This is a genomic window from Bradyrhizobium guangdongense, assembly GCF_006483445.1.
GTDB classification, from domain to species: domain Bacteria; phylum Pseudomonadota; class Alphaproteobacteria; order Rhizobiales; family Xanthobacteraceae; genus Bradyrhizobium; species Bradyrhizobium guangdongense_A.
The window spans coordinates 1-24,501 of record NZ_PPPT01000266.1 but is presented as its reverse complement, the minus strand read 5'-3'; the positions used below and the strand labels follow the sequence as shown (position 1 = coordinate 24,501).

The window sequence follows — 24,501 nt, the reverse complement described above, 5'->3', positions numbered from 1 at the left end:
CGTGGATGCCCGGGACAAGCCCGGGCATGACGAGTTTCGTCTCTAGGCCGGCCGATCCGGCACATTGGCCTGCGCAAACGTCGCCATGCCGTTGTGCAGGGCGCATGCGAGCCGCACCAGCGGCAGGGCAATTGCTGCGCCGGAGCCTTCGCCGAGCCTGAGATCGAGACTGACCAGCGGTTGTGCGTTCAGCGCACGCAGCACCAGGCGGTGCCCCTGCTCTGCCGATTGATGCGAGGACAACAGATAAGGCTGGCACGACGGATTGAGGCGCACCGCCGCGAGCGCCGCCACCGAGACGATGAAGCCATCGACCAGAACCGGAATGCGCCGCTGCGCGGCCGCGATGATCGCGCCTGATATCGCCGCGATTTCGAGACCGCCGACCGCGCACAGGATCTTTTCGGCGGATGCGCCCTTGAGTTCATGACGCGCCAACGCCGCCTCGATCAGCCTCGCTTTGCGAGCCCGGCCGGCAGCATCGACACCGGTCCCGGTGCCCGCGATCTCGTCCGCACTCACGCCGAGCATCGCCGAAGCGATGGCTGCAGACGTCGTGGTGTTGCCGATCCCCATCTCGCCGAAGATGAGAAGATCGGGCGCGCCAGCCTCGGCGCGCAGCACGGCACGCTTGCCGCAGTCGAAGGCGAACGCAAATTCTTCGGGCGTGAGCGCCGCTTCCAAGCTGAAATCGCGGGTGCCGCAACGCGGCTTGTCCGTAACGATGCCTGGCAGCGGCGCTGCCGCCAGCGTGCCGGCATCCACGACCTCGAGGCTCGCCCCCAATTCGCGCGCCAGCACGGAGATCGCGGCTCCGCCCGTCGCAAAATTGGCCAGCATCGCGATCGTCACCTCCTGCGGATAGGCCGAGACACCCTGCGCAACGATGCCGTGATCGCCGGCAAAGATGACGATCGGCACCCGCTCCGCGCGCGGCTTTTCCGTCTCCTGCAGACCCGCGAGATCGACCGCAACCTGCTCCAGCCTGCCGAGCGCGCCGGCTGGCTTCGTGAGCTGCGCCTGCCGCACCAGCGCCGCCTCGCGATGAACGGTTGAAGCGCCGGGGCATTGTTGGGTCACCCAATCAGGGAGCATGTCGTTCTGCCTTTGTGACGTTGCGGCCTCACGGCCTGCGCTTGAGAATGTAGCTGTCCATGATCCAGCCATGGCGTTCGCGTGCGGCCTCGCGGGCCGCGACGATGCGCGGACCTGCTTCGGCTAACGCGCCGGATATCAAAATCTCGTCGGGCATGCCGAGATAGGCCCCCCACCAGATCTGGTACCCTTCGGGCTCCAGGGTCTGAAAGGCCGTGCCGCCATCGAGCATCACCACGACGGTGTCGATACCTGCGGGCCAACTACCTTCGCGCAGCCGCCGCCCGGTCGTGACCAAAAACGGTTCACCGATATCGTTGAGCGGAAGCGCATGCGCCGCACACAGGGCCTGGATCGATGTGATGCCGGGAACGACCTCGATGGCCGGCAGCGGATCGAGCCGGCGTGCGATGCGCAGCGAGGAATCGTAGAGCGACGGATCGCCCCAGATCAGCAGCGCGACGCGCCCGGCACCGCCGACATGCGATGCGATCTCCCTCGACCAGGTCGCAGCGATCGCGTCGTGCCAGTCGTCAACGCCCCTGCGATAATCCGCTTCGGCGGAATCGCGCACCGGCAGATCGAATTCCGCGATGCGCGTCGCAGGACTGGTCAGCACGTCAGCGCAGATCGTCCGACGCAGCTCGGCGAGGTCGGACTTTGTCGCTCCCTTGCGCGGAATGAGGACCAGATCGGCGGCATTGATCGCGCTGATCGCGGCCAGCGTGAGCTGGCCGGGATCGCCGCAGCCGATGCCTATGAGGGAGAGCGTCAACATAGACTGGACGAAGGGCGGCCGTTGCGACCGCCCCTCAGCCACTTCGCTACGCTGCGTGATGCAGGCGCGGCGTGACCATACCGTCGGCCGTGATACCGCGCAGTGACTTTGCCAGCGCGAGCACGGCGAGATCGGCCAGCGGCTCGATCACGATGACCAGCGCGTAGGATCCGGCAAACGTCGCGATGTTGGCGAGATTGGTCGCACCAAAGCCCTGGCCATAGATCGCCCAGAACGCGACCCACGCCACGATGCCCGACTGATAGGCAGTGGAGATCGCCAGCGTCTGACGATACTGCAGGTCCACATAGGCGGTGTTGCGCGGAATGATCCGCTCGGCGAGCGCCTTAATCGCGAACAGCGGCACCAGCAGCGTCGTCACGTTCATGCCGTATTGCGGCAGGTCGATCGGCGAGAAGAACACGCCCTGCAGCAAAAGGCCGAACGCCAGCCCTAGCGCCGCGGGCGCAGCGCCGAACAAGAGAAACAGCGTCGAGCCGAGGATGAAGTGCACCTCGGACACCCCGACACGGAAGTGCGGCAGGATCTCGAAGAACGAGAACACCAGCGCGGTGGTCACCACCGTGCGCACGACCAGGGACGCAACGCCCTGTTCTCTGATGGTATCGACCGCGAGCTTGAGGGCAACGCCGCCTGCGGCAATGCCGGTCGCATAGCTGAGCGCGAGTTTTGCACCCGTCACGATTTCCGGTTCGATATGCATGGCTTCAGGTCCTTCCTGCCGTCATCGACGGCCTTGGCTTCCAAGATTTTGGGAGAGTGTATCGCGGCCTCATGACGGATGATCTCCGGCCAGAGGACCGAACAGGATGATGGCCGCGGTCGTTGCCCCGCCACCGCGTGCGAGCTGCTCGGCGAGCTCGGCAATCGTCGTGCGCACCACCCGCTGGTCGGGACGTCCCAACGATTCCGCGTACAGCGCAGGCGTCATGGGCGCGAGGCCGTGCTCGATCAGTTTTGCGGCAAGCAATGGAAACGTGCGGCGGCCCATATAGACCACGGTGGTCGCGTCCGCATCCGCCAGCGCCGCCCAGTTCAGATCGGTGGGCAACTCGCCGGTGACGTCGGCGCCGGTGATGAACTGGACCCGGCGTGAGGTGTGCCGTCGCGTCAGGGGAATGCCGGCCTGCGCCGCCGCAGCACTGGCCGAGGTGACGCCGGGAATGATCTCGTAGGTAATGCGCGCCTCACGCAGCGTCTCGATCTCTTCTTCGAGGCGGCCAAAGATGCCGGCATCGCCCGACTTCAGGCGTACGACGCGCGCACCGGTTGCGGCGTAGTCGACCAGCAGGCGGTTGACGTGCTGCTGCTTGGTGGAGGGACGGCCGGCGCGTTTTCCCACCGCGACGAGATTGGCATCGCTGCGCGCGAGATCGAGGATCGCACCCGAAGCCAGATCGTCATAGAGCACAACGTCGGCCTCGCGCAGCCGCGCCGCCCCCTTCAGCGTCAGGAGCTCGGGATCGCCGGGACCGGCGGAAATGAAAGTGACAAAACCGCTCACCGGTCCTCCGCAATCAGATGGAAGAAGGTACCAGTTGCGCGGCCGCGCCGCGAGCCCGTTTCGGCGACGATCGCACCGGTCGCGTCGCGCACCACGGCAAGCGCCGTGTCCGGCTGGGCAAGGATCGTGGAATAATGAAACTCGTGGCCGCGCAGGCGCGCGCCTGTGGCGTGACCGGGCATCGGCTCAGCAAGCTCCGCAAGACGGTAACCCAGATGCATGCGGCGTTTGGCAAAGCTGGTTTCGAGGCCGAGCAGGCCAACCATTTCGTGCCGCACGCCTTCCGCGTCGGTCAGGGCGGTGCCGAGCGCCATATAGCCCCCGCATTCGCCATGCACGGCCTTCGTCTCGGCAAAGGCGCGCAAGCTCCGGCGAAACCGCGTGTTGGCCGCGAGCCGGCCGGCGTGCAGTTCGGGATAGCCGCCGGGCAGCCAGCAGACGTCGGCGCCTGCGTCGGGCCCCTCGTCGGCGAGCGGCGAGAACGGCACGATCTCGGCTCCGGCAGCGCGCCAAGCCTCACACATGTGCGGATAGACGAAGGAGAAAGCCGCATCACGTGCGAGCGCGATGCGTTGCCCCGGTGGCGTGACGCTGGGCGTGCTCGACATCTCCGGCGGCGACCACGCCGCGGCGGACCGCAAGATGGCATCGAGGTCGACATGTTCGGTGACGAAGCGCGCGGCTTCGGCAATGAGACCGCCGACCTCCCCCTGCTCTTCGGCCTGCACCAGGCCGAGGTGCCGCTTGGGCAAGGCAATCTCGGCATGGCGCGGCAGCGCGCCGAACACGGCGATATCAGCATCAGCCATGGCGCGGCGCACGAGGTCCTCGTGCCGCGGACTCGCGACGCGATTGAGCACGACGCCCGCAAGGCGTACGCCTTTCCGAAAATCGCGCAAGCCTGCGGCGATAGCGGCGGCGGTCTGCGCCTGGCCGGAGGGATCGATCACCAAAAGCACCGGCCAGCCCATCATCTCGGCGATGTCGGCGCTCGCGCCGGTGCCGGCGCGCCCGCGCGCGGCGACGCCGTCGAACAGGCCCATGGAGCCTTCGGCGAGGACAAGATCGGAATCAACGCCACGCCGGACGAGGGCCGCAAGGGTGGCCTCGTCCATCGCCCAACTATCGAGATTGACGGAGGCACGTCCGGTGGCGACGGCGTGAAAGGCGGGATCGATATAGTCGGGGCCGCTCTTGAAGCATTGCACGCTTAGCCCGCGATCGCGGCAGGCGCGCGCGAGCGCCAGCGTCAGCGTCGTCTTGCCGACGCCGGAGGCCGGCGCCGAGATCACGAGCCCCGCGGTCACTTGGTCGTCTCCGGAAAGCGTGGCGTTGCCCCGACCGGGCGATAGCGGCGATCGTAGTCCGCGGCATAAAGTCGGCTCTCGGCAAATTCCTGTGAGCCCAGCGTGCGGCCGACCAGAATAAGCGCGGTGCGTTCGAGCTCGGCACCGACGGCGGCGTCGAGCGTCGCGAGTGTCGCGCGGACGATGCGCTGGTCGGGCCAGCTCGCGCGCCAGACGATCGCGACCGGACAGTCGGCGCCATAATGGGGCGTCAGCTCCGCGACGACCTTGTCGAGCAGATGGATCGACAGGTGGATTGCGAGCACGGCACCCGTTGCGGCAAAGGCCGCGAGCGTTTCGCCCTCCGGCATCGCGCTGGCGCGGCCCGGCGTGCGCGTCAGCACCACCGATTGGGCGAGGCCCGGCAGCGTCAACTCGGCCTCCAGCGCGGCGGCCGCGGCGGAAAACGAGGGAACGCCAGGCGTAACGTCATAGGGAATGCCGAGCGCGCGCAGGCGGCGCAATTGCTCGCCCATCGCCGACCAGATCGAGAGATCGCCGGAATGCAACCGCGCGACGTCCTTGCCGTCCGCATGTGCGGCGGCGATCTCGGCAATGATCTCATCGAGCGACAACGGTGCGGTGTTGACGATGCGCGCGCCGAGCGGGCAATACGCCAGCACACCCTCGGGCACCAGCGAGCCGGCATAGAGGCATACGGGACAGGCCGCGATCAGATCGCGGCCGCGCAGGGTCAGCAGATCGGCCGCGCCCGGTCCGGCGCCGATAAAATGCACCGTCATTCGCCGTCTCCTTCCGCAATCGCCGCGGTCGCGGTTCGGTCCGTCGAGACGGCCCGCGTCGAGACCAGCCGCGCGTCGCGGCCGGCCGCCGCAAGTGCTGCGGCCTCGGCCACGGATCCCGTGCCGAATGCTTCGTTGATGCGCCCGGATTGGGTTGGCGTCGCGATGCCGGTCAACACATCGGCGGGAATAGCCCTGATCGGCAGGCCGAGCTCGCCTGCGAGCCGCGTCAGCGCGTCGCCATCCGCCTTGTCGCTGACGGTCGCGACGGCTGCGAGGCCATCGGCGCCGCCGGCGGCGATCAGCGCCTCGCGCAACGCAGCCACCGTCACGTCGCGCTTGAATCCGAAACCCGCGACCTTCATTTGACAGCACTCCACTGCACCACCGGCCGCACCGCCTCCCACGACCGGTAGCGACCGAGCGGCGCGGCGTGGGCAATGTCGACGCGCATCAATTCGCCGCCATGACGCCGGTGCAGGTCGGCGAGCAGCGTTTCGGTCTCGAGCGTCACGCTATGCGCCACCAGCCGCGCCCCGCTCGCGATGCGCGACCAGACGACATCGAACAGCGTGACATCGAGGCCGCCGCCCACGAACACCGCGTCCGGTGCCGCGAGACCGGCGAGCGCATCGGGTGCCGTTCCCTCGATCACCGTGATGCGATGCGTGAGACCAAAAGTCTCGGCATTACGCCGGATGTTTTCGGTGCGGTCTGCGCGCGCCTCGATCGCGGTCGCCGTTCCCCCGCACAGGGACCACTCCACGGAGATCGAGCCTGAGCCCGCGCCGATGTCCCACAGGCTTTCGCCGGCGTGCGGCGACAGCGCGGACAGCGCCAGCGCCCGCATCGGACGCTTGGTGATCTGTCCGTCATGCGCAAAGAGATCGTCCGCAAGCCCGGAGCTGCGCGAGAGCCCCTGTGCGCCCCTCGCCTCCAGCGCGACCGCGACGAGTTTATCGTCGGGGTCGGCCACGTAGCTCTCGGTAGGATGCTGCCGGACGGACTCGCGTGGTCCGCCAAGCGCCGCGAGACTCCACATCGACGATGCGCCCCAGCCACGCTCCGTCAACCAGGTCGCGAGATCGCCGGCCGCCTTGCCGCCGCGCACAAGGCAGATGATCCGTGCGCCACGGGCCAGATGCGGCACCAGGCGTTCAAATGGCGCGACGTGGAGGCCGAGGCAGATGATGTTCTCCAGCCGCCAGCCCAGCCGCGCCGCGGCAAGCGAGAATACGGACGGTGCCGAATGCGCCGTCCATTCGCCCGGCGCAAGTCTTTCCGCCAGCATCGCGCCAACGCCGTGCCAGAATGGATCGCCGGAGGCGAGCACTGCTGTCGGTCGACCGCGATTGCTCAGCACGCTCTCGGCATCGAACGGCACCAACCATGGCCGGCCGCGCCCGGCAACACCGGCGAGCGCCAGATGCCGTTCGCCGCCAAAGACGGTTTCGGCATCTGCAAGCGCCTTTCGGCTTGCTTCGGATAGCCCCGCAAGGCCATCTTCGCCGATGCCGATGATGGTCAACCAGGGACTAGCCATGCGCGCCCTCATTCTGGGCGGAACGCGCGATGCCAATCTGCTCGCAGACGCGATCGCGCGCGCTGAAATCGACGCCGTCTATTCTTACGGTGGACGCACCCGCGCGCCGGCCGATCAGCCTTTGCCGACCCGCATCGGCGGCTTTGGTGGCCCCGACGGCCTCGCCAACTACATTCGCGCGACCGGTATCACGCATGTGGTCGACGCGACGCATCCCTTCGCGGCCGAGATGAGCCGCAATGCCGTTGTCGCCTGCACGGAGACCAAAACGCCGCTGCTTGCGCTCGAACGCGCGCCATGGGTTCGGACATCCGGAGACAAGTGGATCGATGTCGCCGACATTGACGCGGCGGTGGCTGCCTTGCCGGAAGCCAAGGCGCGCGTGTTCCTCGCCGTCGGCCGCCAGCACATCGCGCCGTTCGGCAAGAGGCCGCAGCATGCCTACACGCTGCGATTCGTCGATCCGCCGGAAGGTCCCTTGCCGTTCGAGGCCGACGTCATCGTGTCGCGCGGGCCGTTCACTTACGAAGCCGAGCTCGAGATGATGCGCAGGCGCGGCATCGCCTGGATCGTTGCCCGCAATTCGGGTGGTGACGGCGCGCGCGCCAAGATCGACGCCGCGCGAACGCTCGGCCTGCCCGTCATCCTGCTGTCGCGGCCAAAGTTGCCCGAGCGATTGCGGGTGGAACGCGTTGACGAGGTCATGCATTGGCTCGGTCATCGGGCCTGCCTCGGCGCATAGACGAAGCGGCCGACGCGGCGCGTCGACGAATTGCCGACGATGACAAGCGTCCGCATGTCGGCCATCTCGGGCCGCGCATCGCGCAATGTAACGGTTTCGATCCGCTCCTCGGGCGTGGTGACCGCGCGCGCAAAGGTCACGAGCCGTTCGCCGCAGCCGGCCTCGTTCAAGATCTGCAAGGCACGCGCAAACCCTTCCGGCCGGCTCGCCGAGCGCGGGTTGTACATCGCGATCGCGAAATCGGCCTCGGCGGCGAACCGCAGGCGTTTTTCGATCACAGCCCACGGCTTGAGATTGTCGGACAGATTGATCGCGCAAAAATCATGACCGAGCGGCGCGCCGGCGCGCGCGGCCGCCGCCAGCATCGCGGTCACGCCGGGCAACACGCGGATGGCAAGCGACTGCCACTCCGGCTTGTCCTCGAGCGCCTCGAACACGGCCGAAGCCATCGCAAACACGCCGGGATCGCCCGAGGATACCACGACGACGTCGCGGCCTTCGGACGCCAGCCGCAATGCCTCGCCAGCGCGCTGCAGCTCGACGCGATTGTCGGAGGGGTGCAGCGTCAGCCCGTCGCGCGGTTGCACGCGTGCGACATAGGGGCCGTAGCCGACGATGTCGGTCGCGGCCGCAAGCGCAGCGGTGACTTCCGGCGTTACCATCGCGGCGTCGCCTGGCCCCAGTCCCGCGATGGTCAGCGTGCCCGTCATTCGGCGGCCTCGCTGCGTCCCTGCCCGTGCACCAGCACGATCGCAAAATAGGGACAATCGGCGGCGTCCAATTCGGCCAGCCGCGCGACGCGCTCGCCGGGCATGGTGCCGCGCTCGACCAGCCACGCATCGGCGAGCCGGCCGGCCGAGGTAAGCGCGCGGCGAACCTTTGCCAGGTTGCGCCCGGTCTTCATGACGACGAGCGCGTCGGAATTGCGCATGCGCCGTTCCAGCTCATCCTCGGCGAGCGTGCCCATCAGCACCGTCGTGACGTCGTCGCCGAGCGCGATCGGTTTGCCCACGGCATTCCAGCAGCCGGCCATGCCCGGAATGCCCGCGATCACCTCGATCGCGACGCGGCCCTGCAGGCGGGTGTGCAGATGCATGAAGGAGCCGTAAAAGTAGGGATCGCCCTCGCAGAGCACGACGACGTCGACCGCGCGGGCAAGGCGCGCAAGTCGTTCCGTCCATTCGTCATAGAAACCCGCGAGCAGCCTGACGTAATCCGGGTGATCGAAGGCGATCTCGGTCGTGACAGGATATTCCATGGGATATTCGGTCACGTCGGCCGTCAGCATCCCCTCGACAATGCGCCGCGCCTGGCCGGGACGTCCCTTCTTACGGAAGTAGGCGACGTGCTGGGCTCCGCGCACTGTACGATCAGCACGCACACTCATGAGATCCGGATCGCCTGGCCCAAGGCCGCAGCAGATGATGCGGCCCATCTATTCGCTCCAGCTCGCGAGCGCGTTGACGGCAGCAACCGTGATCGCGGAACCACCAAGCCGGCCTTTGACAGTGAGTGCCGGCGCCGGTGGATTTTCCATCAAGGCCGCCTTGGACTCGGCCGCGCCGACGAAGCCGACGGGACAACCGATGATCGCGGCAGGTCGCGGACAGTTTTGGTTCTCCAGCATGTTGAGCAGATGAAACAGCGCGGTCGGGGCATTGCCGATTGCGACGATCGCGCCTTCGAGACGCGGCCGCCACAGTTCGAGCGCCGCCGCGGACCGGGTGTTGCGCATGGAGGTCGCGAGATCGGGCACCGCGGGATCGCCGAGCGTGCAGATTACGGCATTGCCGGCCGGCAGCCGCGCGCGGGTAATTCCTTCCGAGACCATGCGTGCATCGCAAAGGATCGGCGCGCCCTTCTGCAGCGCTGCGCGCGCGGCCGCCGCCATGCCGGGCGTGAAGCGGATGTTGGCCTCCAGCCCGACCATGCCGGCCGCGTGGATCATGCGCACCACCACCGGCTCCTCATCCGGCGCGAAGCGACCGAGATCCGCCTCGGCCCGGATGGTGGCAAAGGATTTTTTGTAGATGGCAGCGCCGTCGGTTTCGTAAACATGCGGCATCAGTGCCCTCCGACGATCGAGGGACTGGCGAGGAGCTCCGCAGCGCTCAGCCCACGCCGGACCGGCGCATCGCGCGTCGTTCCCTTGCTGACGAGGTCATATCCGGCAGCGGTCGCAACCAGCGTAATCGTCGCCGGACCCGAATGTGCGCAGCCCTTTGCGCAACCGGAGACATGAAGGTTGGCGTCGAGCGCAAGCCGTGGCGCGAGCGCGGCCGCCAACTCGCGGGTATCGGCATGCGCCTCGCGGCAGCGCGGCGCGCCACTGCAGGCGGTCGCGCGGAGCAAGGGATCATCGGGCCGCGTGATCAAGTCGTTGTGACGGGGCATCGCGCCCAGCCCTTCTGCCAGCACCATCCGCCACGGCGTGGTGCGCAGCGTGGGCGCGAGACCGGAGAGATGATGAAGTGCGGAAGGTGTCAGTTGTCCAAAGGCTGCACCGACGAGCGCGCCTTGGGGATAAAGGCCGGGCAACATACCGGCCATCACCGGTGCAGGTTGGGCATGGCCACGCAACGCATCAGGCAAGCGCACGACAGCGCGAAGATGCGCCGCCATCCGCCCTCGCCCGCCGCTGGCCCCGCCCGAGGCAACAAACCACCCCGCCAGCGCGAGTGCCGCCGCGACGGCCTGGTCCCGCGAAACCGGGCGACCAAACTCGGCGCCATCCGCGCGCACGATCAGGTTTCCGGCGCGATCACGCTCGATCCGCACATCGGCTGACGCAGTAGCAAGCGCGCGCTCCTCACCGTCATCGATCGCAAAGCCGAACTTGGTCGGCAGGTCGAGGGCGCAATCGGCGAGCGCCTGTTCGAGTTCGGCCGCCAGCGAAGGCGTGTCGTCGCCATCGCGCCAGAACGGCGACACCAGCACGTTGCGCCGTCGTTCGGTCTCGGGATCAGGATCGAGCAATCCCAATTGAGAAAGACCTTCGATCAGCGCCTGGTGTCCGTCATCCCTGACGCCGCGAATCTGCAGATTCGCACGGCTGGTCAGATCGATCAGCCCATTGCCATGGCGCTCGGCGAGATCGGCAATGCCGGCCGCCTGCTGTGCCGAGAGCCGGCCGCCATAGGGGCGAATGCGGACCACCAGCCCGTCGCCCGAGAGCATCGGCCGCAAGGCGCCGGGACACCACCCCTTGATCGCGACTTCGTTCATGAAGCCTCTTTCAGCGCCGCCGCAATCGAGTTGCGGCGCGTCTTCCAGAGCGAGGCCTCATGCAATCGGGTGAAGCAAGTCTCCATCGCGGCCAACGCCGCCGGGTTGTTCCGCACCATGAACGCCCGGACGTCGTCGGCACCGAGCGTCGCGTCAAAATAGAGGTCGAACAGATGCGGCGGCACGACGCCGGCAAGATGCGCGAACGCCGCCATATGCTCCAGTGTCGCCGCGATCTCGGCCGCGCCGCGAAACCCGTGGCGCATCATGCCGGCGATCCAGGCGGGATTGGTCGCCCGCGCCCGCACCACGCGCGCGATCTCCTCAGGCAGTGCGCGCGCACGCGGCTGATCGGGGCGCGTCGTATCAAGATGATAGAGTGTGGGCACGGCGACGCCGAGCCGCGCGGCCGCGGCGGCGACACCGGCTTCATGCGCGGCATAGTCCGCGGCCAGCAGCAGATCGGTCTCGGGCAGGTCCTGGGTGTGGACGAACGTGTCTGATGAGGCTAGCCGCGCCTCGATGCCGGCGCGGTCAGCCTGGATCGCGCCGTCGGCCGAGAGCGCCCAGGACGACGCCGACAGCCAGGCTTCGCCGGCGGCATCGCGCGAGGCCTGCGTGAAGTCATCGGGCACCGACGCGGCGCCGACACCATATTGTCCGGGACGCGGCCCGAATACACGGGCGGCGCGGTGGCGATAGGGATTTTCCTCACCCTCGCCTTCGCGCGCAGACAAGGCTTCGGCCGCCGCCTCGAACAATTGCGCAAGCGTTGAAAAGACGTCGCGGAACAGGCCGGAGACGCGCAAGGTGACGTCGATGCGGGGACGGCCGAGCTCGGCCGGCGCGACGATGTCAAAACCTGTCACGCGCCCCGAGCCGTGGTCCCAGCGCGGCGCGATACCGGCCAGATGCAGCGCCATCGCAAAATCCTCGCCCGCCGTGCGCATGGTCGAGGAACCCCAGAGATCGACGACGATGCCCTTCGGCCAGTCGCCGTGATCCTGCAAGTGACGGCGCAAAAGTTCTTCCGCGAGCTTGATGCCCTGCGCATGTGCCGACGGTGTCGGCACCGCGCGCGGATCGACGGCAAAGAGATTGCGCCCTGTCGGCAGCACGTCCTGCCGCCCGCGCCAGGGCGAGCCCGAAGGTCCCGGCGCGACGCGACGTCCGGCGAGCGCATCGAGCAGCGCACTCTTCTCCGCCTCTCCACATGCGCCGCGGCCGAACACGTGCAGACCATCACCGAACTGGCTTTCCTTGAGATCGCAGACGAAGCGATCGATCCGTGGAATGGCCTCCGCAGGTGCCGCCGATGCGTCGAGACCGAGATCGTCTTCCAGACCAGCGGCGCGCGCTTCGTCACGGATAGCTGCGATCAACCGCTGGCGGCGCGCGGGATCGAGGCCGTCGGCGGTCGAATATTCATCGAGCAGCCGTTCCAGCCGGCGCAGGCTCTCCGGCACTGCGGCCTCGACCAATGGCGGCGGCAGATGGCCGATCGTCACGGCACCGATCCGCCGCTTGGCTTGGGCAGCCTCGCCGGGATCGTTGACGATGAAGGGATAGATAACGGGCATGTTGCCGGTCAACACATCCGGCCAGCAAGCCTGTGACAGCGCGACGGATTTTCCGGGCAGCCATTCCAGCGTGCCATGCGCGCCCATGTGGATGACGGCATCGATGCCCTGATGCCGCAGCCACAAATAGAACGCGACATAGCCGTGACGCGGCGTGCGCGCGAGATCGTGATAGTCGGCATGGCGATGCCCGACCTCGCCGCGCTCCGGCTGAACCGCGATGATCGCGTTGCCGGACCGGATCGCAGCGAAATGAAATTCGCCGTCACGACAAGCCGGGTCATCCTCAGGCGCACCCCAGGCGCTTTCGAGATCGTCCTGCAACTGACGAGGAAGCCGGGACAGCCCCGCACGATAATCGCCGACGCTCCAGGTCAACTGCCGCTGCAACAAGGCATCGCCGAGCGCATCAGCCGCTTCGACCTCGAAACCGACATCGCCGAGATCGGCCAGCAGCGCCTCGACGGAGGCGAGCGCGTCGAGCCCGACCGCATGCGCAATCTGGTGCACGCGGCCGGGATAGTTCGAGAGCACGACCGCCAACCGCTTCTCGCTTGCAGGTTTTGTCGCAAGACGATGCCAGGCGGCGACCTTGGCCGCGACCGCGTCGACGCGCTCAGCGTCGGGCAGATGGGCAAGATGCGCAAACTGAAGATCGGGATCGCGCGCGCCTGATGACTTGAAGCTGACCACGCCGGCAAACAGACGGCCGTCTACTTCCGGCAGCACCACATGCATAGCGAGGTCGCCGGGCGAGAGACCACGCAGCGACGATGCCCAATCGTCACGGCGCGCCGTGGACAACGCGACCTGGAAGACCGGGCAGGATGCAGCGTCGAACGGCGTCCTGCCATCGTTGCCGATAGCGGAGAACGCGGTGACGTTCACAATCGCCGCCGGCGGATACACCTCCACATGCGCCCGCAGCCAATCCGAAACACCAGGTGCCTTCAGCGACGTCACGAAGACACCATAGGTGTCAAAGCCCCTGTGCCGCAGCGCTGCGATCAACGCGTCGACGGGCCCCGTGTCGGCAGCCGTGAGATAGGAGCGATAGAAGGTAATGAGCGCGCGAGGTCGGCCGTCGAAATTCGGTGCAGCCGCGACGCCACGGGCCGGGTCGTAGAAGCCGATCTCGGGGACATCTAGCTCGCCAGCAACAGGTCCCGCATATAGTCCCGACGCCAGCGCGAGCTGCGCGATGGCGGCTTGCGCCGCCACGGGGCCGCCCTTGTCGCAGAGCGCCTTGAGTCGCCGCAGCGTCGAGACCGGCAGGGTCGACAGCGCATCCAGCCCCTCGTCGTCGCGGCCATCAGCCGGCAGCACGGCCAGCACAGTGCTGCGGTCCTTCGCCAGTTGGCGTAGGGCTGCGAGCCCATATGGCCAATAGGACTCACCGCCGATCAACCGGACCAGAATGCCGCGCGCCTGAAACAACGTCCGCTCGATATAAGTGTCGACCGACAGCGGATGGCGCAGCTCGGCAAGATTGGCGAGGCGCAGCGACGGCAGGTTATGCCGCCCTCGCCGCCAGCCCGCAGCAAAGGCCGCGAGATCGCTGTCCGAAAACGAGAGCACGACGAGATCGGCCGCATCCTGACCGATGTCCCGTGGCGTTGCGGTCTCCTCCAGACCGTGGCTCTCGCGGAAGACGACGTGCATCAGAGACCGAGTCCCGTCCTGATCGCGGCTTCGTCGATATCGCCGTGCTCGCCGATCACGACCAGCTTGGATTGCCGCGCACGCGTGCCCCAGGGGCGATCGAATTGATGCCGCACGCGCTCACCGACCGACTGCAACAGCAACCGCATCGGCTTGCCTTCGACTGCGATGTAGCCCTTGGCGCGCAGCACATTCTGCTCGCGCGCCAACCGCTGTACCGAGGCGACAAGCGCATCGATATCGGTGACCTCAGGGAGATCGATCACGACGGAGTTGAAGTCGTTGTGCTCGTGCTCGTCCTCGCCGTCGTGATGCGACGGACGCGCGGCGAGATCGTCCTCAGCGGCGGCCTCGAGGCCGAGGATCACGCGCAAATCGACCACGCCTTCGGTCACCGGCAGCATCGGCACCCGACGCGGCATCTCGGCCTCGATCGCAGCCTTGGCCGCTTCGAGTCCGGACGAGCCGGCGAGATCGGCCTTGGTGAGCAGCACGATATCGGCGCAGGCGATCTGGTCCTCAAAGACCTCCGACAGCGGCGTCTCGTGATCGAGATTGTCGTCGGCCGCGCGCTGGGCTTCGACGGCATCCGGATCCGGCGCGAAGCGGCCCGCGGCCACGGCTTCCGCATCGGCGAGCGCGATCACCCCATCGACAGTGATCCGCGAGCGGATTTCCGGCCAATCGAACGCTTTCAGCAACGGTTTCGGCAGCGCCAGGCCCGAGGTCTCGATCACGATGTGATCGGGCCTCACGGGACGCGCGAGCAGTTGCTCCATCGCCGGAATGAAGTCGTCGGCCACGGTGCAGCAGATACAGCCATTGGCGAGCTCGACGATGTTTTCCTCCGGACAATTGGCGTCCGCGCAGGATTTCAGGATCTCGCCGTCAACGCCCTCGCTGCCGAACTCGTTGACGAGCACCGCGAGCTTCTTGCCATTCGCATTGGTGATGAGATGCCGGATCAGCGTGGTCTTGCCCGATCCGAGAAAGCCGGTGACGACGGTGACGGGAACTTTGGCGAGCGAGCTCATTCGGCGGCCTCTGGAACTGCGGCAATGGGCGGGATGCGGGCGAGCGATTGCTTGCGAAAGATTTCCGGGCGCGAGCGCCATGGCACGATGCCGTCGGGTGCCCCGGCATAGGCCGATGCACCGGCCAGCACGTCCTTCGCATGGGCCTCGGACAGCCGGCCATAGACATAGGACCAGCGGCCGGGCGCGCTCAGCGCGACCGAGCAGCCCTGGCTGCATGCGGACAGGCATTCGACGGGAACGACATTGACGCCTTCGGGCACGCCGACGTCGAGGATCGCGGTGTGCAGGCGTTTGCCGGGCGCGATCTCGCCCTCAGCCAGTGTCTGACCGGCCTTGCAGGTAATGCAGACGTGAAGTGTAACAGTCATCGCCCATCCAAAGAAAACAACGGGAGGCGATGAGGTGTACGAACCGATTTGGCATAGGTTCGCTTCCCCGTCGCGGAACACCCCGTCCGCCGGTCCAAAACGTTTTGCGCTGGCAGGTCTCCCGGCTTGCGGAGCAGGACTTTTGTCCCTCGATCCCCGCCTTCCCAACCCCCAAGGGGATCAGTGGCTTTGGGCATCTCTCCGGTCACGGTCGCGGGGGCGGCTGCTTTTCGAACTCGAATCTTTGGGATTCGAGGCCTTTCGCATTCCCTCTTCGCCTGTCATAGGACAGGAACCAACGCAGGCTCACCATTTGCCCATGGCCGCCGCTTGTCAAGCCAAAGGACCACGTCAGATGATGTCTGAACAGGACGCCGCCGAGGACGCCGACAGCGTCGCTTCCGACACGCGTCACGCCGCGAAAATGGCCAAGAAGAAGGTCGCCCGCGACAAGATCATGGCGACCAAGAGCGGCGAGAAGGGCCTGATCATCGTCCACACCGGCGCCGGCAAGGGAAAATCATCCTCCGCCTTCGGCATGATCGTGCGCTGTGTCGCGCATGGCCTTCCCTGTGCCGTCGTGCAGTTCATCAAGGGCGCCTGGGACACCGGCGAACGGCGCCTGCTCACCGGGCACTTCGGCGAGCTCTGCCAGTTCCACGCGATGGGCGAAGGCTTTACCTGGGAAACGCAGGACCGAGCCCGCGATATCGCTGCAGCCAAGGCCGGCTGGGAGAAGGCAAAGGAGCTGATCCTAGATCCGTCCTTGCGCATGGTTGTGCTCGACGAGATCAACATCGCGCTGCGCTACGATTATCTGGAGATTGCCGAGGTCGTCGAATTCCTGCGGAATCACAAGCCGCCGATGACGCATGTCGTGCTCACCGGTCGCAACGCTAAGGACGAGCTGATTGAGATCGCCGACCTCGTCACCGAGATGACGCTGGTGAAGCATCCGTTCCGCTCCGGCATCAAGGCGCAGGCGGGCGTCGAGTTCTAGAAGACTGCAACGATGGCGCGCGCAATGATGATCCAGGGTGCCGGCTCCGACGTCGGCAAATCGCTCGTCGTCGCGGGGCTGGCGCGCGTCGCGAAGCGCCGCGGCCTGCGCGTGCTGCCGTTCAAGCCGCAGAACATGTCCAACAATGCGGCCGTCACCGTCGATGGCGGCGAGATCGGCCGCGCGCAGGCCTTGCAGGCGCTTGCCGCCGGCGTCGATGCGCATACCGACATGAACCCGGTGCTCTTGAAGCCGGAGACCGATGTCGGCGCGCAAATCATCGTGCACGGCAAGCGCATCGCCACGGCCCGCGCCCGCGAATACGCCTCGCTGAAGCCATCGCTGATGGGCGCGGTGCTGGAGAGCTTTGAGCGGCTGAAGCAGCGCGCCGATCTCGTGCTGGTGGAAGGCGCCGGCAGCCCCGCCGAGGTGAATTTGCGCAAATCCGACATCGCCAATATGGGCTTTGCGCGACGGGCCGACGTCCCCGTCGTGCTGATCGGCGACATCGACCGCGGCGGCGTGATCGCGCAGCTCGTCGGCATCAAGACCGTGATCGACCCCGACGATGCCGCGATGATTCAGGGGTTCGTCATCAACAAGTTTCGCGGCGATCCCACGCTTTTCGACGACGGCTATCGGACGATCGAGGCCATGACGTCGTGGCGCGGCTTTGGCGTGCTGCCCTATTTCACCCGCGCGATCGAGCTTCCGGCCGAAGACGCGCTGGGCTTGGCCGACGCGCGAAAACCCGGCCAATGCAAGATCGCGTTCCTCGCGCTATCGCGGATCGCGAATTTTGACGATCTCGATCCGCTCAAGCTCGAACCCGGTGTCGATCTCGTCATGGTCCGTCCCGGCGAAGCTATTCCTGGCGACTGCAGGCTCGTCATCATCCCCGGCTCGAAATCGACCCGCGGCGACCTCGCCTTCCTGCGCGCGCAGGGATGGGACATCGATCTCTTCGCGCATCACCGCCGCGGCGGCCACGTGCTCGGCGTTTGCGGCGGCTATCAGATGCTCGGCCGCAGCGTGGCCGACCCCGAAGGCATCGAAGGAGCCGCCGGCGAGACGGACGGACTCGGGCTTCTGGACGTGGCGACCGTGATGACCGAGCAGAAGACGCTGACTCGCGTGACCGCGCAGCACGTAGCGTCGAAGCAGCCGATCGATGCCTATGAGATCCACATCGGTCGCACCGAGGGGCCTGACCGCAATCGCCCCTTCGCCATGCTCGATGGCGCGCCGGAAGGCGCCATCTCACGCGATGGCCGCATCTCAGGCAGCTATCTGCACGGCCTGTTTGCATCCGACGATTTCCGTCGCGCTTTCCTCGCGCAGCTCGACATTCCCGTGACGGACCAGCGCTACGGCGCGCGCGTCGAGGATGCGCTCGACGCGCTGGCCGATCACATCGAGGCCCATCTCGATGTCGACGGACTGTTTGCGCTGGCGCGCTAACGCGATAGCGCCTCGGTCAATCGCGACCACTCGCTATCTTCGCCCGGCAAGCCCAGTCGCACCCACCCCGGCTGCTGGCTGAAAACGCGCGACCAGATGCGGCTATACGCGAGCCTCTCCTGCGCAGCGACCGCATCGCCGACATCGTAGAGCCGAAACAACGCCGTGCCGCCTACGCGTTGCCAACCTCGCGACTTGGCAGCGGTGTCGAGCCGCAGACAGTCATCCCGGAGTCGCGCAATGGTCGCCTTTGCCCAGGCACGATCCAGCAACGCGCGTCGTCCGACAGCGATCGCTGCACCCGACACCGGCCAAGGTCCCGACATCGCCGACAATGCGGCGATGTCATCTTCCCCTCCGAGCACGAAACCGAGCCGCAGTCCGGCAAGGCCATAGAACTTGCCGAACGAGCGCAGGATCAGGAGGCCCCGCCTCCCCGCCTCCGCGGCGAGCGACAGTTCCGGTACCGCGTCGGCAAAGCTTTCGTCGATGACGAGGCGGCCGACGCGCGGCAGCAGCGCAAGCAATGCCGCCTTATCATGCTGCCGGCCGTCCGGATTGTTGGGACTGACCACGACGGCGAGGTCTGCGCCGGCGAGCGCATCGGGATTGGCGACTTCCGTCACCTCCCAGCCCGCAGCCGAAAACGCGGCCGCATACTCATTATATGTGGGCGCGAGCACACGGGCCCGGCCGGGTGGCGCGAGGCGCGGCAGTAGCTGGATCGCGGCCTGCGCGCCCGCCGTGGCGAGGATTGGAGCCTGGGTCGCATAGGCCTGCCGGGCGGCATCATGCAGCGTCTCGATATCGGATCGCGACGGCAGCGCGCTCCATGCATGCTGACCGATTTCACCGACTGGATAAGGCAGCCGGTTGATGCCGGTCGACAGGTCGATCCAATCTTCGAGCCTTCCGCCAAAGCGCTGAACTGCCAGGTCTGGATTGCCACCGTGCTCGCGCATCACCTGCTCCGTCACGCCAGCGCCAGTGCAACGAGCAGGCCGCCGAGCACCAACATCGCACGGATGTAGAGCCGCAGGCCTTGCCGGAGATCGGCGGCCCGGGGATCGCGCGCAGTTTCGTTCAGCCAGGGTTCCGCGGTGACGCGGCCATGATAGCTGCGCGGCCCGCTGAGGCGCACGCCGAGCGCACCGGCCATCGCGGCTTCCGGCCAGCCCGCATTGACGGAACGATGACGGTTCGCGTCACGCACCATGCAAGTCAGCGCTTCCTTGATGTGTTGGGAGACCAGCCCGAAGAGAAACCCGGTGAGACGCGCCGGGATGAAATTGGCGACGTCGTCGATGCGGGCCGCCGCCCAGCCGAAATAGAGATGACGCTCGGAGCGGTGGCCAATCATGGAGTCCAGCGTGTTGATCGCCTTGTAACCAAAAATGCCGGGTAGCCCGAGCAGCGCGCCCCAAAACACCGGCGCGACGATGCCGTCAGAAGCGTTCTCGGCGAGGCTTTCGGTCGCGGCCCGCGCGATCCCCGCTTCGTCCAGCGTCGCGGGGTCGCGGCCGACGATCTGCGCGACCGCGATACGCGCGGCGTCGATGTCGCCTGATTGCAGCGGCGTCGCCACCATATTGACGTGATCATAGAGCGAGCGCAGCGCGACCATGGGCCACGCAAGGAGCCCGACGAACAATATGTTGCTCCATCCCGATGGCAGCACGCCCTGCAGGATCCAGCCGATGCCGGCACAGATCGCGATCACCAGCAGCGCGGCGGCGAGGCCCGCGAGACGCCGGATCAAAGACGTATCCGTCGATCTGTTCCAGTTGCGATCGAGGTAACCGATCAGTCCGCCGATCCACGTGACGGGGTGGCTGATCCGCGCAAACAGTACGGCGGGCCAGCCCAACAGGGCGTCCACCATCATTGCGACTGCCATGGCTCCCGCAAAACCCACACGACCTCTCCTGCCTGCTCTGATGCGCAAGAATTGCGGCCGAGCGCAAGCCCCCTTGGACGCGAATTCGGCTTTGTCTTTGCCGACGATTGATGGTTAGTGCGGGATTTGAGCGGAGGCCGCATGGCGATTGTCTTGATCACGGGAGGTGCACGGTCCGGAAAAAGCCGGCGCGCGGAAATGCGCGCCCGTGCTACTCCCGGCCGTCCCGTCTATATCGCGACCGCCGAGCCACTCGATGCCGAGATGGATGCGCGGATCGCGCAGCACAGGGCGCGCCGCGGCAATGACTGGATCGAGCGCGAGGCGCCGCTCGACCTCGTGCAGGCGCTGGAGGACACCGACGGCGGCGGCGCCCGCCTCGTCGATTGCCTCACGCTGTGGCTCTCGAACCTGCTCCATGCCGGACGCAACTGGTCGGACGAAACTACGCTGCTGACCGACGCACTCGGCCAACAACGCAGCCCCGTCATTCTCGTGACCAACGAGGTCGGACTCGGCATCGTGCCCGACAATGCGCTGGCGCGCGCCTTTCGCGACGCGGCCGGCCTGTTGAACCAGCGCGTCGCCGAAGTCGCCGACGAAGTCGAGTTCGTGGTGGCGGGACTGCCGATGAAGGTCAAGTGATGCTTCACGCCGAGCAACTCCACCGTCTCGTCAGGGATTTACGGATCGGCGTGTCCTTTGCCACGATCCTCCCCTTCGGCCCCTCGACGCCGGTCGAAGACGGCGAGATGATCCGGGCAAGCTGGTCGCTGCCGGTCGCGGGATTGGTCGTCGGGCTCATTGGCGCAGCCGTCTACGGCATTGCCCATTCGGTCGGCCTGACGCCCGGCCCCGCCGCGATGCTGGCGCTCGCGAGCACGATCTTCGTGACCGGCGCGCTGCATGAGGACGGGCTTGCCGATACGGCCGACGGATTGGGCGGCGGGCGAACGCGCGAGCGCAAGCTCGAGATCATGCGCGACAGCCGCATCGGCACGTATGGGGCCTGTGCGCTGGTCATCTCGATGATCCTACGCTGGAGCGCGCTTGCAACGATCGCCGCGCCGCGATCGGTGATGATTGCGCTCCTGCTTGCGCACGCGGCCTCCCGCGCCGGCTTGCCGACCTTTTCTGCCTTCGTGCCGCCGGCGCGAAAGGACGGCCTCTCGGCCAGCGCCGGTCAACCGACGCCACAATACGCCGCCATCGCGCTCGGCGTCGGCGCAATCGTGCTCGCGCTCGGTTTCGGACCCGCCAAGGCAATTGTCGCCGTGATCGTCCTCGCGGCGATCGGACTGATAATGGCGCGGCTCTCCGTCAAGCAGATCGGCGGGCAGACCGGCGACATCCTGGGCGCATTCGAACAGCTTGCCGAGACGGCCGTGCTGCTGATGGCAGCCGCTATCCTCCAGTCGAGCGCGCAGCTCTGATGACCGCGTTCGACGATCGGTTTCGCCGACACTTGCGCGAACTCTTCATCTGGCGACGCGACGTGCGGCGCTTTCGCACCGATCCGTTGCCCGAAGGCGCGTTGGAACGATTGATCGACGTCGCCTGCCTATCGCCGTCGGTCGGCTTGAGCCAGCCCTGGCGTTTCGTCATCGTCGAGGACACCGCAAGGCGGAGCGCCGTGATCGAGGATTTCAAGGCCTGCAACGCCGATGCGTTGTCATCCTATTCGGGCGACCGCGCCGTGCGCTATGCGTCGCTCAAGCTGTCAGGCCTTATGGAAGCCCCGGTTCATCTCGCCGTCTTCGCCGACAAGACCAGTGAGATCGGCCACGGCCTCGGACGCGCGACGATGCCGGAGACGACGGAGTACTCCGTGGTCGCGGCGATCACGGCGATGTGGCTCGCGGCGCGCACAGACGGCATTGGTCTCGGCTGGGTCTCGATCCTGACGCCGGCGCGGATGCACGACATTCTCGACGTGCCGGCGCCCTGGAAGTTCATCGGCTATTTCTGCCTCGGCTATCCCCTGGAGGACTGCGACCGTCCAGAGCTCGAGCGCGCCGATTGGGAGCATCGGCGCGCTGCGGCGGAATTCACGATCCGGCGCTAGACGCCGGTCAACGCCTGCGCGATGTCGGCGACGAGGTCGGACGGGTGCTCGATGCCGATCGACAGCCGGATCGTGGAATCGAGCACGCCGATGCGTTTGCGAATGTCGGCAGGAACGCCGGAATGCGTCATGGTCGCGGGCAGGCTCGCCAACGACTCCGTGCCGCCAAGGCTCACCGCGAGCTTGAATATCTGCAGCGAATTGAGAAATTTTTCCGCAGCCGCCCGACCGCCGATGATGTCGAACGAAAACGTCGAGCCCGCGCCGCTGCATTGTTTTGCGAACACCCGCCCCGCCGGCGACTCCGGGTCGTGATGCGCGAGGTAGTGCACCTTCGCGACCTTGGCATGGTCGCGCAAGAAGTCCGCGACGACGCGCGCATTCTGGTCGGCCTTCTCCATGCGCAGGCTCAGCGTTTCCAGCGAGCGACTGAGCATCCAGCAGGTGTGCGGTTCGAGCTGCGTGCCGATGGCACCGCGCAGCGCCTTGACGTCCTTCATCAGCGCCTTCGAACCGAGCGCGGCGCCCGCGATCAGGTCGGAATGGCCGCCGACATATTTTGTCAGCGAGTACAGCGAGAGATCGGCGCCGTGCTCGATCGGCCGCTGAAACACCGGACCGAGCAGCGTATTGTCGCAGGCGATGACCGGCGTGTGTCCCTGTGTCTTGCCGATCATGTCGGCGATACGCCGGGTGAGCGCAATATCGACCAGGCCGTTGGTAGGGTTGGCCGGCGTCTCGATGAAGATCATCGCCACGCGTCCTTTGCGCATGGCCTCCTCGGCCGCTGCCGTAACGACGGCCTCGTCGAGACCGTCGGCAAAGCCGACCGCGCCGATGTTGAAGCCGGTCAGGGTCTTCGTGAACAGCGTCTCCGTCCCGCCATAGAGCGGCTGGGAATGCAGGATCACATCGCCGGGCCGCGTGAATGCGAGGATCGTGGTCGAGATCGCCGACATGCCGGACGAGAACAGCGCACAAGCCTCCGTGCGCTCGTAGATCGAGAGCCGGTCCTCGACGATCTCGCTGTTCGGATGGTTGAAGCGGGAATAAACGAGGCCCGCCCCCATCCCCTCAGGCGGTTCGCGCCTGCCCGAAACGAAATCGAAAAAGTCCTTGCCGTCCTCCGCGGTCCTGAACACGAAGGTCGAGGTCAGGAACACCGGCGGCTTGACGGCTCCTTCCGACAATTGCGGATCGTAGCCGTAGTTCAGCATCAGGGTTTCCGGATGCAGCGTGTGATTGCCGATCTTGGTCTTTGACGGGAACGGTTTCACCACGGCGTGTCTCCTTGGCTTGAAGGACCATCGAACCGGCGGCGGTCTGACCTTGTCCCGCCGCTATAACGCCAAACTCGGCAGATCGAGCCCTTGGGCACGAGCACATTCCACCGCCGTCTCATAACCGGCATCGGCATGACGCATGACGCCGGTCGCCGGATCGTTCCACAGCACGCGCTCGAGGCGGCGTGCGGCCTCCGGCGTGCCGTCGGCGACGATCACCATGCCGGCGTGCTGAGAATAACCGATTCCAACGCCGCCGCCGTGATGCAATGACACCCAGGTCGCGCCACTCGCGCAATTCAGCAGCGCGTTCAGCAGCGGCCAATCGGACACTGCGTCGGAACCGTCGCGCATCGCCTCGGTCTCGCGATTCGGGCTTGCGACCGAGCCGCTATCGAGGTGATCGCGCCCGATCACGACCGGCGCCTTCAATTCGCCGCGCGCGACCATCTCGTTGAAGGCAAGGCCGAGGCGATGACGATCGCCGAGCCCGACCCAGCAGATCCGCGCCGGCAGCCCCTGGAATTTGATCCGCGCCTTCGCCATGTCGAGCCAGTTATGCAGATGCTTGTCGTGCGGCATCAGTTCCTTGACCTTGGCGTCGGTCTTGAAGATGTCTTCGGGATCGCCCGACAGCGCCGCCCAGCGGAACGGCCCGACGCCGCGGCAGAACAGCGGGCGGATATAGGCCGGGACGAAGCCGGGGAAATCGAACGCGTTCTTCAGGCCCATGTCCTGCGCCATCTGGCGGATGTTGTTGCCGTAGTCGAGCGTCGGAATCCCTTGCGCGTGGAAGTCGAGCATGGCCTGGACGTGCTCGACCATCGAGCGTTTGGAGGCCGCCTCGACCGCTTTCGGGTCGGAACCGCGCTTGGTCTCCCAGTCGGCGAGCGTCCACCCCTTCGGCAAGTAACCGTTGATCGGATCATGCGCGCTGGTCTGGTCCGTGACGATGTCAGGCTTCACGCCACGGCGCACCAGTTCCGGGAATATGTCGGCGGCATTGCCGAGCAGACCGACAGACACCGCCTTCTTCGTCTTGGCGGCATCCGCCATGATGGCAAGCGCCTCGTCGAGTGTTGCCGCCTGCCGATCGAGATAGCCGGTGCGCAGCCGCATCTCGATGCGGCTCGGCTGGCATTCGACGGCAA

At 66.5% G+C, this 24,501-nt stretch carries 25 protein-coding genes and 1 riboswitch; of the genes, 6 read left to right on the top strand and 19 right to left on the bottom strand.

Going from position 1 to position 24,501, the window contains the following annotated elements; translation table 11 throughout:
* Positions 1 to 42: 42 nt before the first annotated feature.
* The 8 genes from cobT to cbiE form a co-directional block, all read right to left on the bottom strand.
* The gene (gene cobT / locus C2U70_RS31255; RefSeq protein WP_140982480.1) at positions 43 to 1,095 is read right to left on the bottom strand and encodes a nicotinate-nucleotide--dimethylbenzimidazole phosphoribosyltransferase; all 1,053 of its coding nucleotides are present in this window, start codon (positions 1,093 to 1,095) and stop codon (positions 43 to 45) included.
* 28 nt (positions 1,096 to 1,123) lie between these two features.
* Complete coding sequence (cobF, locus tag C2U70_RS31250; protein ID WP_140982479.1) at positions 1,124 to 1,873, bottom strand: precorrin-6A synthase (deacetylating); 750 nt, start codon at positions 1,871 to 1,873, stop codon at positions 1,124 to 1,126.
* 46 nt (positions 1,874 to 1,919) lie between these two features.
* Positions 1,920 to 2,597 carry an energy-coupling factor ABC transporter permease gene (locus C2U70_RS31245; RefSeq protein ID WP_140982478.1) on the bottom strand — a complete coding sequence of 226 codons (678 nt, stop codon included), beginning with the start codon at positions 2,595 to 2,597 and terminating at the stop codon, positions 1,920 to 1,922.
* A 69-nt stretch (positions 2,598 to 2,666) separates the two neighbouring features.
* Positions 2,667 to 3,398, bottom strand: coding sequence for a uroporphyrinogen-III C-methyltransferase (cobA, locus tag C2U70_RS31240; RefSeq protein WP_140982477.1), 732 nt, complete (start codon positions 3,396 to 3,398; stop codon positions 2,667 to 2,669).
* Positions 3,395 to 4,705 carry a cobyrinate a,c-diamide synthase gene (locus tag C2U70_RS31235; RefSeq protein ID WP_140982476.1) on the bottom strand — a complete coding sequence of 437 codons (1,311 nt, stop codon included), beginning with the start codon at positions 4,703 to 4,705 and terminating at the stop codon, positions 3,395 to 3,397. Before C2U70_RS31235 ends, cobA begins: the two co-directional genes overlap by 4 nt.
* Entirely contained in the window at positions 4,702 to 5,487 is a 786-nt protein-coding gene (gene cobM / locus C2U70_RS31230) for a precorrin-4 C(11)-methyltransferase (RefSeq protein WP_140982475.1), read from the bottom strand. The genes C2U70_RS31235 and cobM overlap by 4 nt, the downstream gene beginning before the upstream one ends.
* Positions 5,484 to 5,852, bottom strand: a complete 369-nt coding sequence (locus C2U70_RS31225) for a cobalamin biosynthesis protein (RefSeq protein WP_140982474.1) — start codon at positions 5,850 to 5,852, stop codon at positions 5,484 to 5,486. Before C2U70_RS31225 ends, cobM begins: the two co-directional genes overlap by 4 nt.
* Positions 5,849 to 7,030 carry a precorrin-6y C5,15-methyltransferase (decarboxylating) subunit CbiE gene (gene cbiE, locus C2U70_RS31220; protein ID WP_140982473.1) on the bottom strand — a complete coding sequence of 394 codons (1,182 nt, stop codon included), beginning with the start codon at positions 7,028 to 7,030 and terminating at the stop codon, positions 5,849 to 5,851. The genes C2U70_RS31225 and cbiE overlap by 4 nt, the downstream gene beginning before the upstream one ends.
* Between cbiE and C2U70_RS31215 the strand changes: the two genes are divergently transcribed.
* On the top strand, positions 7,029 to 7,772 hold the full coding sequence (locus C2U70_RS31215) for a cobalt-precorrin-6A reductase (RefSeq protein ID WP_140982472.1): 744 nt from the start codon (positions 7,029 to 7,031) through the stop codon (positions 7,770 to 7,772). The two genes, cbiE and C2U70_RS31215, sit on opposite strands and share 2 nt — an antisense overlap.
* Here C2U70_RS31215 and cobJ read toward each other — a convergent pair.
* The 7 genes from cobJ to C2U70_RS31180 are packed head-to-tail and all read right to left on the bottom strand — an operon-like array spanning position 7,748 to position 15,644.
* Complete coding sequence (gene cobJ / locus C2U70_RS31210) at positions 7,748 to 8,482, bottom strand: precorrin-3B C(17)-methyltransferase (RefSeq protein WP_140982471.1); 735 nt, start codon at positions 8,480 to 8,482, stop codon at positions 7,748 to 7,750. The two genes, C2U70_RS31215 and cobJ, sit on opposite strands and share 25 nt — an antisense overlap.
* Positions 8,479 to 9,207: a precorrin-2 C(20)-methyltransferase gene (locus tag C2U70_RS31205; protein WP_140982470.1), complete on the bottom strand. Its 729-nt coding sequence runs from the start codon at positions 9,205 to 9,207 to the stop codon at positions 8,479 to 8,481. Before C2U70_RS31205 ends, cobJ begins: the two co-directional genes overlap by 4 nt.
* Entirely contained in the window at positions 9,208 to 9,837 is a 630-nt protein-coding gene (locus tag C2U70_RS31200; RefSeq protein ID WP_140982469.1) for a precorrin-8X methylmutase, read from the bottom strand.
* Complete coding sequence (cobG, locus tag C2U70_RS31195; protein WP_140982468.1) at positions 9,837 to 10,997, bottom strand: precorrin-3B synthase; 1,161 nt, start codon at positions 10,995 to 10,997, stop codon at positions 9,837 to 9,839. The genes C2U70_RS31200 and cobG overlap by 1 nt, the downstream gene beginning before the upstream one ends.
* Entirely contained in the window at positions 10,994 to 14,239 is a 3,246-nt protein-coding gene (cobN, locus tag C2U70_RS31190) for a cobaltochelatase subunit CobN (RefSeq protein WP_140982467.1), read from the bottom strand. The genes cobG and cobN overlap by 4 nt, the downstream gene beginning before the upstream one ends.
* Positions 14,239 to 15,273, bottom strand: coding sequence for a cobalamin biosynthesis protein CobW (cobW, locus tag C2U70_RS31185; protein WP_140982466.1), 1,035 nt, complete (start codon positions 15,271 to 15,273; stop codon positions 14,239 to 14,241). Before cobW ends, cobN begins: the two co-directional genes overlap by 1 nt.
* Positions 15,270 to 15,644: a DUF1636 family protein gene (locus C2U70_RS31180; protein ID WP_140982465.1), complete on the bottom strand. Its 375-nt coding sequence runs from the start codon at positions 15,642 to 15,644 to the stop codon at positions 15,270 to 15,272. The genes cobW and C2U70_RS31180 overlap by 4 nt, the downstream gene beginning before the upstream one ends.
* Before the next feature lie 94 nt (positions 15,645 to 15,738).
* A riboswitch (cobalamin riboswitch) is annotated at positions 15,739 to 15,959 on the bottom strand.
* A gap of 40 nt (positions 15,960 to 15,999) precedes the next feature.
* On the opposite strand from C2U70_RS31180, the gene cobO reads away from it, so the two are divergent.
* Together cobO and C2U70_RS31170 are read left to right on the top strand one after the other, a co-directional pair.
* The gene (gene cobO, locus C2U70_RS31175) at positions 16,000 to 16,644 is read left to right on the top strand and encodes a cob(I)yrinic acid a,c-diamide adenosyltransferase (RefSeq protein ID WP_433960722.1); all 645 of its coding nucleotides are present in this window, start codon (positions 16,000 to 16,002) and stop codon (positions 16,642 to 16,644) included.
* 12 nt (positions 16,645 to 16,656) lie between these two features.
* Positions 16,657 to 18,105, top strand: coding sequence for a cobyric acid synthase (locus C2U70_RS31170; protein WP_140982464.1), 1,449 nt, complete (start codon positions 16,657 to 16,659; stop codon positions 18,103 to 18,105).
* Here the strand turns inward: C2U70_RS31170 and cobD are convergent.
* On the bottom strand, positions 18,102 to 19,067 hold the full coding sequence (gene cobD / locus C2U70_RS31165) for a threonine-phosphate decarboxylase CobD (RefSeq protein WP_140982463.1): 966 nt from the start codon (positions 19,065 to 19,067) through the stop codon (positions 18,102 to 18,104). The genes C2U70_RS31170 and cobD overlap by 4 nt on opposite strands.
* Before the next feature lie 11 nt (positions 19,068 to 19,078).
* On the bottom strand, positions 19,079 to 20,002 hold the full coding sequence (gene cbiB, locus C2U70_RS31160; RefSeq protein ID WP_140982462.1) for an adenosylcobinamide-phosphate synthase CbiB: 924 nt from the start codon (positions 20,000 to 20,002) through the stop codon (positions 19,079 to 19,081).
* Between the two features lie 141 nt (positions 20,003 to 20,143).
* Between cbiB and cobU the strand changes: the two genes are divergently transcribed.
* The 3 genes from cobU to bluB are packed head-to-tail and all read left to right on the top strand — an operon-like array spanning position 20,144 to position 22,067.
* Positions 20,144 to 20,647 (top strand): bifunctional adenosylcobinamide kinase/adenosylcobinamide-phosphate guanylyltransferase, encoded by a 504-nt coding sequence (cobU, locus tag C2U70_RS31155; protein ID WP_140982461.1) that lies wholly within the window; start codon positions 20,144 to 20,146, stop codon positions 20,645 to 20,647.
* The gene (cobS, locus tag C2U70_RS31150; protein ID WP_433960721.1) at positions 20,644 to 21,435 is read left to right on the top strand and encodes an adenosylcobinamide-GDP ribazoletransferase; all 792 of its coding nucleotides are present in this window, start codon (positions 20,644 to 20,646) and stop codon (positions 21,433 to 21,435) included. The genes cobU and cobS overlap by 4 nt, the downstream gene beginning before the upstream one ends.
* Positions 21,435 to 22,067: a 5,6-dimethylbenzimidazole synthase gene (gene bluB / locus C2U70_RS31145; protein WP_140982459.1), complete on the top strand. Its 633-nt coding sequence runs from the start codon at positions 21,435 to 21,437 to the stop codon at positions 22,065 to 22,067. Before cobS ends, bluB begins: the two co-directional genes overlap by 1 nt.
* On the opposite strand, the gene C2U70_RS31140 is transcribed toward bluB, so the two are convergent.
* Complete coding sequence (locus C2U70_RS31140) at positions 22,064 to 23,347, bottom strand: cystathionine gamma-synthase family protein (protein WP_140982458.1); 1,284 nt, start codon at positions 23,345 to 23,347, stop codon at positions 22,064 to 22,066. The genes bluB and C2U70_RS31140 overlap by 4 nt on opposite strands.
* A 60-nt stretch (positions 23,348 to 23,407) precedes the next feature.
* The coding region (gene hutU, locus C2U70_RS31135) for a urocanate hydratase (RefSeq protein WP_140982457.1) at positions 23,408 to 24,501 on the bottom strand (1,094 nt) is incomplete at its 5' end.